The organism is Stappia sp. 28M-7 (genome assembly GCF_014252955.1).
Lineage (GTDB): Bacteria > Pseudomonadota > Alphaproteobacteria > Rhizobiales > Stappiaceae > Stappia.
This window is the reverse complement of record NZ_JACMIA010000001.1, coordinates 2,473,376-2,486,676: the sequence shown is the minus strand read 5'-3', so window position 1 is coordinate 2,486,676 and position 13,301 is coordinate 2,473,376. Positions and strand designations below refer to the sequence as shown.

Sequence of the window (13,301 nt, the reverse complement as noted above, 5' to 3'; positions counted from 1 at the left end):
TGGGAAGCATGGAGACCGCGACGGGCGGGCAGGGGGCAGGCGTGGGCGCGGGCACGGATCCGCTGCGCCTGACCGTGCTCGGCGCGACCGGCTCCATCGGCGGCTCGACGCTCGATCTCGTCTCCCGCAATCGCGAGCGTTTCCATGTGGTGGCGCTCACCGCCAACGACCGGGCGGAAGAGCTGGCGCGTGCCGCCATCGAGGTCGGCGCCGAGCATGCGGTGGTCGCAGATCCGGCCGCCTACCCGCGGCTGAAGGACGCGCTCGCCGGCACCGGCATCACCGCCGCGGCCGGACCGCAGGCGGTGCGCGAGGCGGCCTCGCGCCCGGCGGACATGGTGATCGCGGCCATCGTCGGGGCGGCGGGGCTGGAGCCGACCATCGCGGCGGCCGCGCGCGGCACCACCATCGGCCTTGCCAACAAGGAATGCCTTGTGTGCGCCGGCGATCTTTTCATGGCGGCGGCGCGGGCGGCATCGGCCACGATCCTGCCGGTCGATTCCGAACACAATGCCGTGTTCCAGGTGCTGGAGCGCGGCAATATCGATCAGGTGGAAAAGCTGACGCTGACCGCGTCCGGCGGTCCGTTCCGCACACTGTCGCTGGAGGAGATGCGCCATGTGTCGCCCGAGGCGGCGCTGCGCCATCCCAACTGGAGCATGGGCGCGCGCATTTCCATCGACAGCGCCACGATGATGAACAAGGGCTTCGAGATCATCGAGGCCTTCCACCTGTTTCCGCTGGGGCCGGACCAGCTCGACGTGCTGGTCCATCCGCAATCCGTCGTCCATGGCATGGTGCAGTATCGCGACGGTTCGCTGCTCGCCCAGCTCGGCGCGCCGGACATGCGAACGCCCATCGCGCACTGTCTCGCCTGGCCGCGCCGCATGGCAACGCCGGCACAACGCCTTGATCTCGCCGCATTGGCAACGCTCAGCTTCGAGGCACCGGACCCGGTGCGGTTCCCGGCCCTGCGCATCGCCCGCGAGGCGATGATCGCGGGCACGGCCGCGACGGCCGCTCTCAATGCTGCAGACGAAATTGCCGTCAGGGCCTTTCTGGATCGCGGGATCGGGTTTCTCGGGATCGCGGCGACGGTGGAGAGGGTGCTGGAGCGCATGGCCGCGTCCGGCGATCTCGTCGAGCCGGGCTGCGTCGACGACGTGTTGCGCATCGACGGCATCGCTCGTGCAATGGCACGCGAGGCGATCCTCGCACAGGCGGGCTGAGCCCCGCGAACGGCTTGTTAATATGCAGGGACGAAACTGCCGGTCCGGCAAGGAGATGACATGGAACTGATCGGATCGCTGTTTGGGTCTTTCGCAGGCTATGCCCTGCCGTTCCTGTTCGTGCTCACCGTGGTCGTGTTCTTCCACGAGCTCGGCCACTTCCTGGTGGCGCGCTGGTGCGGCGTGCGGGTGCAGGCCTTTTCGGTCGGATTCGGGCCGGAGCTGTTCGGCCGCAACGACCGCCACGGCACGCGCTGGAAGCTCTCGGCCATTCCGCTCGGCGGCTATGTCAAGTTCGCGGGCGACGAGAACGAGGCCAGCGTTCCCGATCAGGAGGCGCTTGCCCGCATGAGCGCGGAAGAGCGCGCTGGCGCCTTCCAGACCAAGCCGGTTTCGCGCCGCGCGGCCATCGTCGCGGCGGGTCCCATCGCCAATTTCATTCTCGCCATCGTCATCTTCGCGCTGCTGTTCGGCCTGTTCGGACGGCAGGAGATCTCGCCGCGCGTCGACACGATCCAGCCCGACAGCGCGGCCCAGGCCGCCGGCCTGATGGCGGGCGACATGGTGCTGGCCATCGACGGGCAGCCGATCCAGACCTTTTCCGACATGCAGCGCATCGTCAGCGTCAGCGCCGATCAGCCGCTCTCCATGCTGGTGGATCGCGGCGGCCAGCAGCTGACCATCGAAGTGACGCCGCAGCGGCGCGAGATCACCGACCCGTTCGGCAACGTCCAGTCGGTCGGCCTGCTTGGCGTCAGCCGCAGCGCCAGCAAGGAAGACGTGGTGACGCGCACCTTCGGTCCGGTGGAGGCCGTCGTCGAAGGCAGCCGCGAGACCTGGTTCGTGGTCACGCGCACCGCCGGCTATCTCGCCGGCATCGTCACGGGCCGCGAATCCGCCGACCAGCTCGGCGGGCCGATCCGCGTGGCGCAGATTTCCGGGCAGGTCGCGACCCTCGGTTTCGGCGCTTTGCTCAACCTGACGGCCGTGCTGTCGGTCAGCATCGGCCTCTTGAACCTGCTCCCCATCCCCATGCTCGACGGCGGACACCTGCTGTTCTACGCCGCCGAGGCCTTGCGGGGTAAGCCGCTCAGCGAGCGGGCGCAGGAGTACGGTTTCCGTATCGGGATCGCCATCGTGCTCTTCCTGATGGTGTTCGCGACTTGGAACGACGTGCTTCACCTGACATCCCTGTAGCGGGGCGGGGAAGAAGCGTGTCGAAGGTGCAACGATCCGGCGGGAAACGGGTTTTGGCGAGTTTGGGCGGTTGCGTCCGGTCCAAAAGCCTGTAAAACGACTGACGGATATAGAGAATCTCGACTGCCATGTCCGTTGCCACGGGCGACTTATCAAGGGCTTGGCGGAAAAGCGAAGGCGAAACGTCCTTATGCAGCGTGTGCAGAACCTGACGAGAACGATCCTGGTGGCGGCCGTGATGAGCGGTGTCGCGCCGATCATGCCGTGGAGCTTTGCCGGCCTGGGTGCCGATCAGGCGTCCGCTGCGGTGGTCAGCCGGATTGTCGTCCGCGGCAACACCCGTATCGAGGCCTCGACCGTCGAGAGCTACCTGACGATCCGCCCTGGTCGCGCTTTCGGGCCGGCTGAGATCGACGAGTCGCTCAAGACCCTTTACGCGACCGGCCTGTTCGAGGACGTGGCAATCAACCAGCAGGGCGGGTCCCTGGTGGTGACCGTGACCGAGAACCCGATGGTCAACCGCATTTCGTTCGAGGGCAATCGCCGTCTCGACGACAAGACGCTGGCCGGCGTCGTGCGGACCGAGGAGCGGTCGATGCTGACCCGCGCCAAGGTGCAGTCCGACGTCCAGAACGTGCTTGAGGCCTATCGGCGCTCCGGTCGCTACCGCGCGACCGTCGAGCCCAAGATCATCAGCCGTTCGAGCAACCGCGTTGATCTCGTGTTCGAGATCAACGAGGGCGACCGCACCGGCATCGAGCGCATCACCTTCATCGGCAACACCAAGTTCAGCGACGGGCGTCTCGCCGACGTGATCCGCACCCGCGAAAGCGGTCTGCTGAGCTTCCTGCGCACCACCGATTCCTTCGATCCCGACCGTCTCGACGCGGATCAGGAGCTGCTGCGCCAGTTCTACTACCGCCACGGCTATGCGGACTTCCGCATCGTGTCGGCCGTTGCCGACCTCGACCGCGAGGAGAACGTCTTCTACGTCACCTTCACGGTGGAAGAGGGCGAGCAGTACACCTATGGCGACATCGACCTGCAGACCACGCTGACCGATGTCGATCCGGAGGAGCTGCGCCGCAAGATCCGCACCAGCGCCGGCGACACCTATTCCTCGCTCGAGGTCGAGAAGACCCTCGAGGACATGACGCTCGACGTCTCGCGCCAGGGCTATGCCTTCGCGCAGATCCGTCCGCGCGCCACCCGCGATTACGAGAATCGCACGATCTCGCTGACCTACTTCATCGAGGAAGGCCCGCGCGTCTATGTCGAGCGGATCAACATCCGCGGCAACGACCGCACCCGCGAATATGTCATTCGCCGCGAGTTCGACATCGCCGAGGGCGATGCTTTCAACCGCGTGCTGCTCGACAAGGCCGAGCGCCGGCTGAAGGACCTGCAGTTCTTCAAGGACGTCCGCATCACCACCTCGCGCGGCAGCTCGCCGGACCGCATCGTGGTCAATGTGGACATCGAGGAGCAGCCGACCGGCGAGATCGGCTTCGGCGTCGGTTACTCGACCGCCGATGGCGTCATCGGCGACATCACGCTGCAGGAGCGCAACTTCCTCGGTCGCGGCCAGTTCGTCCGCGCCAAGGTCGGTGCCGGCGCCTCGAACCAGGTTTACGAGTTCGCATTCACCGAGCCGTATTTCCTCGGCCGCCGCATTTCGCTGTCGCTCGATGTCTATCGCCGCAATTTCGAGGCGAACGACTACCGCAGCTATGACAGCAAGACGACCGGCGGCTCCATTGCCTTCGGCCTGCCGCTGCGCGACGACGAGCTGCGCCTGAACCTGATCTACCGGATCTTCGACGAGGACCTGTCGTGGAAGCGCCCGCAGGACCTCTCCGGCGGTCTGCAGTCCTCGCTGGGCCGCAACCTGACGTCGTCCATCGGCTACTCGCTGGTTTATGACACCCGCGACAGCAAGCGCGATCCGCGCGATGGCCTGTACATCGCGTTCAGCCAGGAGTTCGCAGGCGTCGGCGGCGACAGCCGCTACCTGTCGACCACGATCGATGCCCGCGCCTACAAGGAGCTCCTGCCGGAGTGGGGCGTCATCGGTATCCTGCGCACCGGCGGTGGTTACCTGAACGGTCTCGGCGACGAGCTGCGCTCGTCCGAGCAGTTCCAGCACAGCGACACCTGGCTGCGCGGCTTCGAGATGCAGGGCATCGGCCCGCGCGACTCGCGCACCGGCGATTCCCTGGGCGGCCGCTGGTATGTCCATGCCAATGCGGAAGCGGAGTTCCCGATCCTCGGTCTGCCGCGCGAGCTCGGCCTGTCCGGCGCGGTCTTCACGGATTTCGGTGCCCTGTGGGATTCGGACTCGGCGATCAACAACTGCGTCGTCGCCGGCTGCGGCCCCGCTACGGCTGCCACCGTCCAGTCGAACGGCTTCGCGCCGCGCCTCTCGGCCGGTTTCGGCATCAAGTGGGCCTCGCCCTTCGGTCCGATCCGCGCCGACTTCGCTTGGCCGATCATCAAGGAAACCGGCGACCGGACCCAGTTCTTCCGCATCGGTGGCGGCACGCGCTTCTGATCCGGCGGACACTTCACGAATTAACGACCGGCCGCCGACATTCGGCGGCCGGATTCATTATGGGAAGACGATGAGCGACCCCTGTTTCTTTGCCCCGTTCGAGCCCGTAGCCCTTGCGACCGTGGCCGAATGGGTGACGGGAGACCTGCCGCGTGGCGGCGGGGAGGTGCAGGTGTCCGGCGTCGCGCCGCTCGAGGATGCCTCGACTGGCGATATCGTCTTCTTCGACAATCCCAAGTATCTGCCGGTTCTCGCTACCACCGCGGCGACTGCCTGCATCGTTGCCCGCAAGCATGCGGACAAGGTGCCGGACGGCGTCGTGCCGGTCGTGGCCGACCAGCCCTACAAGGCCTGGGCCCAGCTGCTCGCGCGTCTCTATCCCGCTTCCATGCGCCCCGTCGCACTCGACGGCACGGCCTCGGGCGTCTCGCCGCATGCGCGCATCGATGCCTCGGCCCGGCTTGAGGCCGGCGTCATTGTGGAGGCCGGTGCGGTCGTCGGGCCGGACGCGGAGATCGGCAGCGGTACGCGCATCCAGTCCAATGCGGTGATCGGTGCGGGGGTGCGCATCGGGCGCGACTGCACGGTCGGTGCCAATGCGGTGCTGCAGCACACTTTGGTCGGCGACCGGGTGATCCTGCATCCGGGCGTGTGCACGGGGCAGGACGGTTTCGGCTTCGCGATGGGGCCGGGCGGCCACCTCAAGGTGCCGCAGATCGGCCGCGTGATCATCCAGAACGATGTGGAGATCGGCGCCAACACGACGGTCGATCGCGGGGCCAACCGCGACACGATCATCGGCGAGGGCACCAAGATCGACAATCAGGTCCAGATCGGCCACAACGTGGTGATCGGACGTCACTGTGTGATCGTCTCGCAGGTCGGCATTTCCGGTAGCGCGACGCTCGAGGATTACGTCGCTCTCGGCGGCCAGACCGGCGTTCGCGGCCATGTCACCATCGGCATGGGCGCACAGATCGCCGCCGTCAGCGTGGTCGAGGCGGATGTGCCGGCCGGCGCGCGCTATGGCGGTGTTCCGGCCAAGCCGGTGAAGGTATGGTTCCGCGAGATCATGACGCTGGCGAAGCTTGCCGAGCGTGGAGCCGGTTCCGCGCGGGACAAGGACTGAGATTTTGAACCGGACTGGTTTTGGTTGCCTGGGGACAGAAGAATGAGCGAAGGCGAAAAGAAAGAACTGGGTAGCGCCGATATCATGCGGATCCTGGAGCTGTTGCCCCACCGCTACCCCTTCCTGATGGTGGACCGTATCGTCGACATGGATGGGGACAACTCCGCCGTCGGCATCAAGAACGTGACGGCCAACGAGCCGCATTTCATGGGGCATTTCCCCAATCAGCCGGTCATGCCGGGCGTCCTCATCATCGAGGGCATGGCCCAGACGGCGGGCGCGCTGTGCGTCTATTCGCGCGGCCAGTCGGACACGCCGAAGCTCGTCTACTTCATGACCATCGACAAGGTGAAGTTCCGCAAGCCGGTGCTGCCGGGCGACCAGCTTCGCTATCAGATGACCAAGATCCGCAACCGCACGAACATCTGGAAGTTCGAAGGCATTGCGACGGTCGACGGCGTCAAGGTCGCCGAGGCCGAGATCAGCGCCATGCTGGTCGACCACTGAGGCACGCATGATGGCAGCTCACTCCGCAATCCACCCTTCCGCGGTCATCGAGGACGGCGCCAGGCTCGGCGAGGGCGTGTCCATCGGGCCGTTCTGCCATGTCGGGCCGCAGGCCGTGCTGGGCGACGGCGTCGTGCTGAAGTCGCATGTGGTTGTTGCGGGCCGCACGAGCGTCGGGGCGCGGACGCAGATCTTTCCCTTCGCCTCGGTCGGGCATCAGGCGCAGGATCTCAAGTATCGCGGCGAGGAAGCGACGCTCACCGTCGGCACCGACTGCATCATCCGCGAGGGCGTGACGCTCAATCCGGGGACGGAGGGCGGCGGCCTGGAGACGGTGATCGGCAATCGCTGCGCCTTTCTCGCCAACTCGCATGTCGGCCATGATTCCCGTCTCGGCGACGGCGTGATCCTGTCGAACAACGTGATGATCGCCGGCCATGTCACCGTCGGCAACAATGTCATTTTCGGCGGCGGCGCGGCAGCGATCCAGTTTACCCGCGTCGGCGACCATGCCTTTGTCGGCGGTCTTGCGGGCCTTGAGAACGACCTCATTCCCTTCGGCATGGTGATGGGCAACCGCGCCCGGCTGATGGGCTTGAACCTTGTCGGGCTCAAGCGGCATGGGTTCTCCCGCGAGGACATCCACGCCCTGCGCAATGCCTACAAGGACCTGTTCGAGAGCTCCGAAGGCACGTTGCGCCAGCGCGCGGAAAAGGTGGCGGCCGCCTACGAGAGCGTTGCCCTTGTCCGCCGCGTCACGGATTTCATCCTGGTCGAAACCGACCGCCGCTTCTGCACGCCGGCCCAGGACGGGTGATCCGCCTGTCGGCGCCGGCCGGGGACGGGGCCATGAACGACGCATCCGACACAGCCACGACGAACGGTAGCGACGGCGCTGTCGCGGTCATCTGCGGCGGCGGCAAGCTGCCGGCAGAGGTGCTGCGCGCGGCCAGCGACCGCGGTCGCCGCGTCGTCGCCATCGCCATCAAGGGCGAGGCGGATCCCTCCGTCGAGGCTTTCTCTCCCGTGCATCTCGGCTGGGGCCAGATCGGCAAGCTTGCCAGCCATCTGGAGCGCGAAAAGGTGCGCGATCTGGTGATGATCGGCAGCATCACCCGCCGGCCGGAGCTGCGCGAAATCGTCAGCGATCTCGGCACCATGCGCCGGTTGCCGAAGATCATCGCTTCGCTTGCCGGCGGCGACGATTCCCTGCTCAAGAAGGTCATCCGCTTTTTCGAGGCCGAGGGCTTCCGGGTCGTCGGGGCCCATGAGGTTGCGCCGCAGCTTCTGGCTCAGCCCGGCTGCATGGCCGGCACCCCGCCGAAGGGCGAGGTGCTCGCCGATCTGGAGCTGGGCGCGGCCACCGTCGCCGAGCTCGGTCGCCTCGACATCGGCCAGGCTGCCGTCTGTTTCCACGGCCGCATCATTGCCGTCGAGGGGGCGGAGGGCACCGATTCCATGCTCGAGCGTTGCCGCGAGCTGCGCGAGCGCAGCCGGGTGCGCGGCAAGGGCGGGGTGCTGGTGAAATGCGCCAAGCCCGGCCAGGATCTTCGCGTCGACCTGCCGACCATCGGTCCGGGCACCGTGCAACGCGTGCGGGACGCCGGACTTTCCGGCATCGCCATCGAGGCGGGGCGGGTGCTGATTGCCGAGCGGGCCGAGACCGTCGCGCTCGCCGCGCGCTCGGGCGTCTTTCTCTTCGGCATTTCCGGCAAGACGGCCTCGGCGCAGGCGGAGACCGCGCGATGACAGAAGGTGCTGTTCGCCCGCTGCGGGTCTATGTGGTGGCGGGCGAGGAGTCCGGCGACCAGCTGGCCGCACCGATGATGGTGGCCATTGCCGCGCAGGCCGGCCGGCCGGTCGAGTTCATGGGCGTCGGCGGCGAGCGCATGGAAGCGCAGGGGCTGAAGAGCCTCTTTCCCATCGAGGATATCGCGGTGATGGGTCTTTCCGCCGTTCTGGCGCGGCTGCCCTCCATCGTCCGCCGGGTTTACCAGACCGTCGACGACGTGGTCGCGGCGGCGCCCGATGTCCTGATCATCGTCGACAGTCCCGATTTCACGCATAACGTTGCCAAGCGGGTGCGCAAGCGCGCGCCCTCCATTCCCATCGTCGATTACGTCTCGCCGTCGGTCTGGGCCTGGCGGCCGGGCCGCGCGCGCCGCATGGCCGCCTATGTCGACCGGCTGCTGGCGATCCTGCCCTTCGAACCCGGCGTGCACGAAAAGCTCGGCGGCCCGCCGACCAGCTATGTCGGCCACTCGCTGATCGAGCGGGTCGGCGACTTCCGTCCCGCCGCCGGCGAGAGGAGGGCGCTGGACGAGGGGCGGCCGGTGCTGCTGATGCTGCCGGGCAGCCGGCGCAGCGAGGTCACCCAGCTGCTGCAGGATTTCCGCGGCGCGGTCGAGATCCTGCGGCAGGCGCATCCGGATCTCGAGGTGGTGCTGCCGGCGGTGCTGCGCTTGAGGCCGATGATCGAGGAACAGCTTGCCGACTGGCCGCATCCGCCGCAGGTGGTGACCGGCGAGGCGGCCAAGCTCGCTGCCTTCCGCCGGGCGCATGCCGCTCTCGCCGCCTCGGGCACTGTCTCGCTGGAGCTGGCGATCTCGGGCGTGCCGTTGGTCGTTGCCTACAAGCTCGACTGGTTCTTTCGCCGGCTCAAGGACATCCACCGCATCGTGCCGGTCGCCCGCGTCAGCTCCATGGTCCTGCCCAACATCATCATCGGCGAGAATGTCGTGCCGGAGTTCCTGGACGACGACGCCAATCCGCGCGCGCTCGCCGATGCGGTCGCCCCGCTGCTGGCCGACACCCCGGCCCGAAAGCGGCAGGTCGACGCCTTCGCCCGGCTCGACGCGGTGATGCGGCTGGAGGGGAACGAGAGCCAGGCGGGCGCCGCCGCGCGCATCGTTTTGGAAGAGGTTCGCGGCCGGACTGCCTAGATGGGCGGACAACCGGCGTTTGGCGTGAATTGAGACGCCAGACGCAACTTCGCGCTGAAATTTTGCAAAATCCGTCTCGAAAATCTTTCAGTATTTTCAATGTCTTGCCGAAATATTGAGACAGTTGTGCAAATCGCGTGGGCCCGTCTCCGGCCATTTATCCCCGCTGTCGCAACGGGGGGGCGTTTTCTATCCCCGTTTGCCGTACCGGCGTGCGGAACGCGCGCCGCCCGCCCCACACCCGCTAAGGGCACCTCTGGGTCCCGGCTATCCGGCTTCGCCTCCGGCCAGGATGACAGCCGGCGGGACTGGCAGCGACCTCGCATCCCCTCTGGCGTCACCCCGGGCAAGCGCAGCGCGACCCGGGGCCTATTGGCTTCCAGAGCGGCGGTGAAAATCACCCGGACCTTTCCTCTCGTCATCCCGCACGAAGCGTAAGCGGAGATGCGGGATCGGAGAGCCGAGGGCGTATGAGTTGCGCTCCAGAACCATGCCACGACCGCCGTGCCTCTCCGGTCCCGGATCATCGGCCTTCGGCCTCGTCCGGGAAGACGCAAGGAGAGGCTGCAGCAAAACAACGCCCGCTAAGCGCACCTCCGCCTCCTGCCTCGCCCCCGCAGGTCGCCCCAAACGCAAAAAGGCCGCCCGGAGGCGGCCTTTTCTCAGCTTGGACGTGTCGATCCCGCTCAGCGACGCTGGGAGACCGGCAGATAGTCGCGCTGCGCGGCGCCGGTGTAGAGCTGGCGCGGGCGGCCGATCTTCTGGGACGGATCCTCGACCATCTCCTTCCACTGGGCGATCCAGCCGACGGTCCGCGCGAGGGCGAACAGCACGGTGAACATGGTGGTCGGGAAGCCGAGCGCACGCAGGGTGATGCCGGAGTAGAAGTCGATGTTCGGGTAGAGCTTCTTCTCGATGAAGTAGTCGTCGTTGAGAGCGATCTTCTCCAGCTCCATGGCGACGTCGAGAAGCGGATCGTCCCGGATGCCGAGCTCGGCCAGCACTTCATGCGTGGTCTTCTGCATGATGCGGGCGCGCGGGTCGTAGTTCTTGTAGACCCGATGACCGAAGCCCATCAGACGGAACGGATCGTTCTTGTCCTTGGCGCGGGCGATGTATTCCGGGATCCGGTCGACCGAGCCGATCTCCGACAGCATGTTGAGCGCTGCCTCGTTGGCGCCGCCATGCGCCGGGCCCCACAGGCAGGCGATGCCGGCCGCGATGCAGGCGAACGGGTTGGCGCCCGAGGAACCGGCGAGACGCACGGTCGAGGTCGAGGCGTTCTGCTCGTGGTCGGCATGGAGGATGAAGATCCGGTCCATGGCGCGGGCGAGAACGGGGTTGACCTTGTATTCCTCGCAAGGCACCGCGAAGCACATGTGCAGGAAGTTCGACGCGTAGTCGAGGTCGTTGCGCGGATAAACGAAGGGCTGGCCGACGTGATACTTGTAGGCCATGGCCGCAAGCGTCGGCATCTTCGCGATCATGCGCAGGCTCGCCACCATGCGCTGGTGCGGGTCCGAGATGTCGGTCGAGTCGTGGTAGAAGGCGGAGAGCGCGCCGACGGTGCCGACCATGATCGCCATCGGGTGGGCGTCGCGGCGGAAGCCGGTGAAGAAGCGGCTCATCTGCTCGTGGATCATCGTGTGATAGGTCACGCGATGCACGAAGTCGTCCTTCTGGGCCTTGGTCGGCAGCTCGCCGTAGAGCAGCAGGTAGCAGCTCTCCAGGAAGTCACCGTGCTCGGCCAGCTGCTCGATCGGATAGCCGCGATACAGCAGGGTACCCTCGTCGCCATCGATATAGGTGATGGCGGATTCGCACGAGGCGGTCGAGGTGAAGCCGGGGTCGTAGGTGAAACAGCCGGTCTGCGCATAGAGCGAGGCAATGTCGACCACATCGGGTCCGATGGACCCCGGACGCACCTTCAAGTCCCAGGACTTGTCACCCATCGTCAGCTTGGCAGTGTTGTCGCTCATTCAGGCTACCCCCTTGTATGAAGCGCGCCGCAGGATCGTCCGGGCCGGCTTCCAGGAGAGGCTGGGGCGTGCCGGACACACGGCGGGAGGAAAGGTCGAATGTTGCGTATCCCATTTGTCCGCTCCCCGCAAGCGCACCTCCCTAACGCTTTCGTCACAGGGTGACGGGGGATTCATGTGAACCGCGGGCGGCGGCCGGGGATCGGGCCGCCGCCTTGATTGGTACCTTTGGCCGGGCGGGCCCGGCCTTGCCTCAGCCGGCGGCCTGATCGGCGATGCGGGCGAGCGATTCCTCGCGGCCGAGCACGGCCAGCACGTCGAAGATGCCGGGCGAGGTGCCCCGGCCGGTCAGCGCCGCGCGCAGCGGCTGCGCCGCCTTGCCGAGCTTGAGATCGGTCTCCTCGGCATAGGCGCGCACGGCCTCCTCGGTCGCTTCCGCGCTCCAGGTTTCGAGCGCGGAAAGGCGTGCGTGCAGGTCGGCGAGCACCTTGCGCGCGTCGTCTGCCTCCAGCAGCTTTTCCGCCTTCTCGTCCATCGCGAGCGGGCGCTGCACCCACAGGTACTCGGCGCTGTCGGCCAGCTCCACCAGGGTCTTGGCACGCTCCTTCAGCCCCGGCAGGGCGGCGCGGAACATCTCGACATGCGCCGGGTCCTGCAGCCAGTCGCGCAGGCCTTCGGCGTTCTCCGCATGGGGCAGGAAGCTGGTGAAGTCGGCCAGCAACTCGTCCGTGCCGGCTGCACGCATGTAGTGGCCGTTGAGGTTCTCCAGCTTCTTGAAGTCGAAGCGCGAGGGCGACTTGCCGATGGCGTCGAGATCGAACCAGCCGGTCATCTCCTGCGTCGAGAAGATCTCGTCGTCGCCATGGCTCCAGCCGAGGCGCGCCAGATAGTTGCGCATGGCGGCGGGCAGATAGCCCATGGCCCGGTAGGCCTCGACGCCGAGCGCGCCATGGCGCTTCGACAGCTTGGCGCCGTCCGGACCGTGGATCAGCGGGATATGGGCCATCACCGGCACGTCCCAGCCGAGCGCCTGATAGATCAGCGTCTGGCGGGCGGCATTGGTCAGGTGATCGTCGCCGCGCACGATGTGGGTGACGCCCATGTCGTGGTCGTCGACGACGACGGCCAGCATGTAGGTCGGCGTGCCGTCGGAGCGCAGCAGGACCAGATCGTCCAGATCCTTGTTCGGGAAGACGACGCGGCCCTGCACCTTGTCCTCGATCACCGTCTCGCCGTCGACTGGCGCCTTGAGGCGGATCGCCGGCTTGACGCCGGCCGGGGCCTCGGACGGATCGCGGTCGCGCCAGCGCCCGTCATAGCGCGGCGGCAGGCCGTTGGCGCGCTGCTCCTCGCGCATCGCCGTCAGCTCTTCCGGCGTCGCATAGCAGCGATAGGCCATGCCCTTCTCGATCAGGCTCTCGGCCACCTCGCGGTGGCGCGCGGCGCGGGCGAACTGCGAGATCGCCTCGCCCTCCCAGTCGAGACCGAGCCAGGTCAGGCCGTCGAGGATCGCGGAGATGGCCGCATCGGTGCTGCGCTCGCGGTCGGTGTCCTCGATCCGCAGCAGCATCTTGCCGCCGAAACGCCGGGCATAAAGCCAGTTGAACAGCGCCGTGCGGGCGCCGCCGATATGCAGGTAGCCGGTCGGGGAGGGCGCAAAGCGCGTGACGACGGGAGAGCTCATTCAAAAGGCCTCGTGATCGGTGGCGGCACCGGCGCAGAGCGTCCGGCGTGCCTTCGGGAATATCCGGTGCCGTTTCGCGTCTT

General features: G+C 66.9%; 10 protein-coding genes. 8 read left to right on the top strand and 2 right to left on the bottom strand.

Annotation, left to right across the window (positions count from 1 at the left end):
- Positions 1-8 precede the first annotated feature (8 nt).
- From dxr to lpxB, 8 genes are all read left to right on the top strand, one after another.
- Positions 9-1,229 carry a 1-deoxy-D-xylulose-5-phosphate reductoisomerase gene (gene dxr, locus H7H34_RS10910; RefSeq protein ID WP_185926511.1) on the top strand — a complete coding sequence of 407 codons (1,221 nt, stop codon included), beginning with the start codon at positions 9-11 and terminating at the stop codon, positions 1,227-1,229.
- A gap of 60 nt (positions 1,230-1,289) precedes the next feature.
- On the top strand, positions 1,290-2,426 hold the full coding sequence (gene rseP, locus H7H34_RS10905; protein WP_185925208.1) for an RIP metalloprotease RseP: 1,137 nt from the start codon (positions 1,290-1,292) through the stop codon (positions 2,424-2,426).
- A 190-nt stretch (positions 2,427-2,616) separates the two neighbouring features.
- Positions 2,617-4,977, top strand: a complete 2,361-nt coding sequence (gene bamA, locus H7H34_RS10900; protein ID WP_120267879.1) for an outer membrane protein assembly factor BamA — start codon at positions 2,617-2,619, stop codon at positions 4,975-4,977.
- 70 nt (positions 4,978-5,047) lie between these two features.
- Complete coding sequence (gene lpxD, locus H7H34_RS10895; RefSeq protein ID WP_120267880.1) at positions 5,048-6,106, top strand: UDP-3-O-(3-hydroxymyristoyl)glucosamine N-acyltransferase; 1,059 nt, start codon at positions 5,048-5,050, stop codon at positions 6,104-6,106.
- Positions 6,107-6,148: 42 nt separating this feature from the next.
- Positions 6,149-6,613 (top strand): 3-hydroxyacyl-ACP dehydratase FabZ, encoded by a 465-nt coding sequence (fabZ, locus tag H7H34_RS10890; protein WP_067215250.1) that lies wholly within the window; start codon positions 6,149-6,151, stop codon positions 6,611-6,613.
- 7 nt (positions 6,614-6,620) lie between these two features.
- Positions 6,621-7,430 (top strand): acyl-ACP--UDP-N-acetylglucosamine O-acyltransferase, encoded by an 810-nt coding sequence (lpxA, locus tag H7H34_RS10885; protein WP_120267881.1) that lies wholly within the window; start codon positions 6,621-6,623, stop codon positions 7,428-7,430.
- 32 nt (positions 7,431-7,462) lie between these two features.
- On the top strand, positions 7,463-8,362 hold the full coding sequence (locus H7H34_RS10880) for an LpxI family protein (protein WP_185925207.1): 900 nt from the start codon (positions 7,463-7,465) through the stop codon (positions 8,360-8,362).
- On the top strand, positions 8,359-9,555 hold the full coding sequence (gene lpxB, locus H7H34_RS10875; protein WP_185925206.1) for a lipid-A-disaccharide synthase: 1,197 nt from the start codon (positions 8,359-8,361) through the stop codon (positions 9,553-9,555). Before H7H34_RS10880 ends, lpxB begins: the two co-directional genes overlap by 4 nt.
- Positions 9,556-10,241: 686 nt before the next feature.
- Here lpxB and gltA read toward each other — a convergent pair.
- Both gltA and gltX read right to left on the bottom strand, forming a co-directional pair.
- On the bottom strand, positions 10,242-11,534 hold the full coding sequence (gene gltA, locus H7H34_RS10870; RefSeq protein ID WP_120267883.1) for a citrate synthase: 1,293 nt from the start codon (positions 11,532-11,534) through the stop codon (positions 10,242-10,244).
- 253 nt (positions 11,535-11,787) lie between these two features.
- Complete coding sequence (gene gltX, locus H7H34_RS10865; protein WP_185925205.1) at positions 11,788-13,218, bottom strand: glutamate--tRNA ligase; 1,431 nt, start codon at positions 13,216-13,218, stop codon at positions 11,788-11,790.
- Positions 13,219-13,301: the final 83 nt, after the last annotated feature.

Excerpts from the sequence above, each read along its gene's own strand:
- H7H34_RS10880 (WP_185925207.1), top strand. The coding sequence starts at position 7,463 with ATGAACGACGCATCCGACACAGCCACGACGAACGGTAGCGACGGCGCT.
- lpxA (WP_120267881.1), top strand. The coding sequence starts at position 6,621 with ATGATGGCAGCTCACTCCGCAATCCACCCTTCCGCGGTCATCGAGGAC.
- gltA (WP_120267883.1), bottom strand. The coding sequence starts at position 11,534 with ATGAGCGACAACACTGCCAAGCTGACGATGGGTGACAAGTCCTGGGAC.
- fabZ (WP_067215250.1), top strand. The coding sequence starts at position 6,149 with ATGAGCGAAGGCGAAAAGAAAGAACTGGGTAGCGCCGATATCATGCGG.
- lpxD (WP_120267880.1), top strand. The coding sequence starts at position 5,048 with ATGAGCGACCCCTGTTTCTTTGCCCCGTTCGAGCCCGTAGCCCTTGCG.
- lpxB (WP_185925206.1), top strand. The coding sequence starts at position 8,359 with ATGACAGAAGGTGCTGTTCGCCCGCTGCGGGTCTATGTGGTGGCGGGC.
- dxr (WP_185926511.1), top strand. The coding sequence starts at position 9 with ATGGAGACCGCGACGGGCGGGCAGGGGGCAGGCGTGGGCGCGGGCACG.
- gltX (WP_185925205.1), bottom strand. The coding sequence starts at position 13,218 with ATGAGCTCTCCCGTCGTCACGCGCTTTGCGCCCTCCCCGACCGGCTAC.
- rseP (WP_185925208.1), top strand. The coding sequence starts at position 1,290 with ATGGAACTGATCGGATCGCTGTTTGGGTCTTTCGCAGGCTATGCCCTG.
- bamA (WP_120267879.1), top strand. The coding sequence starts at position 2,617 with ATGCAGCGTGTGCAGAACCTGACGAGAACGATCCTGGTGGCGGCCGTG.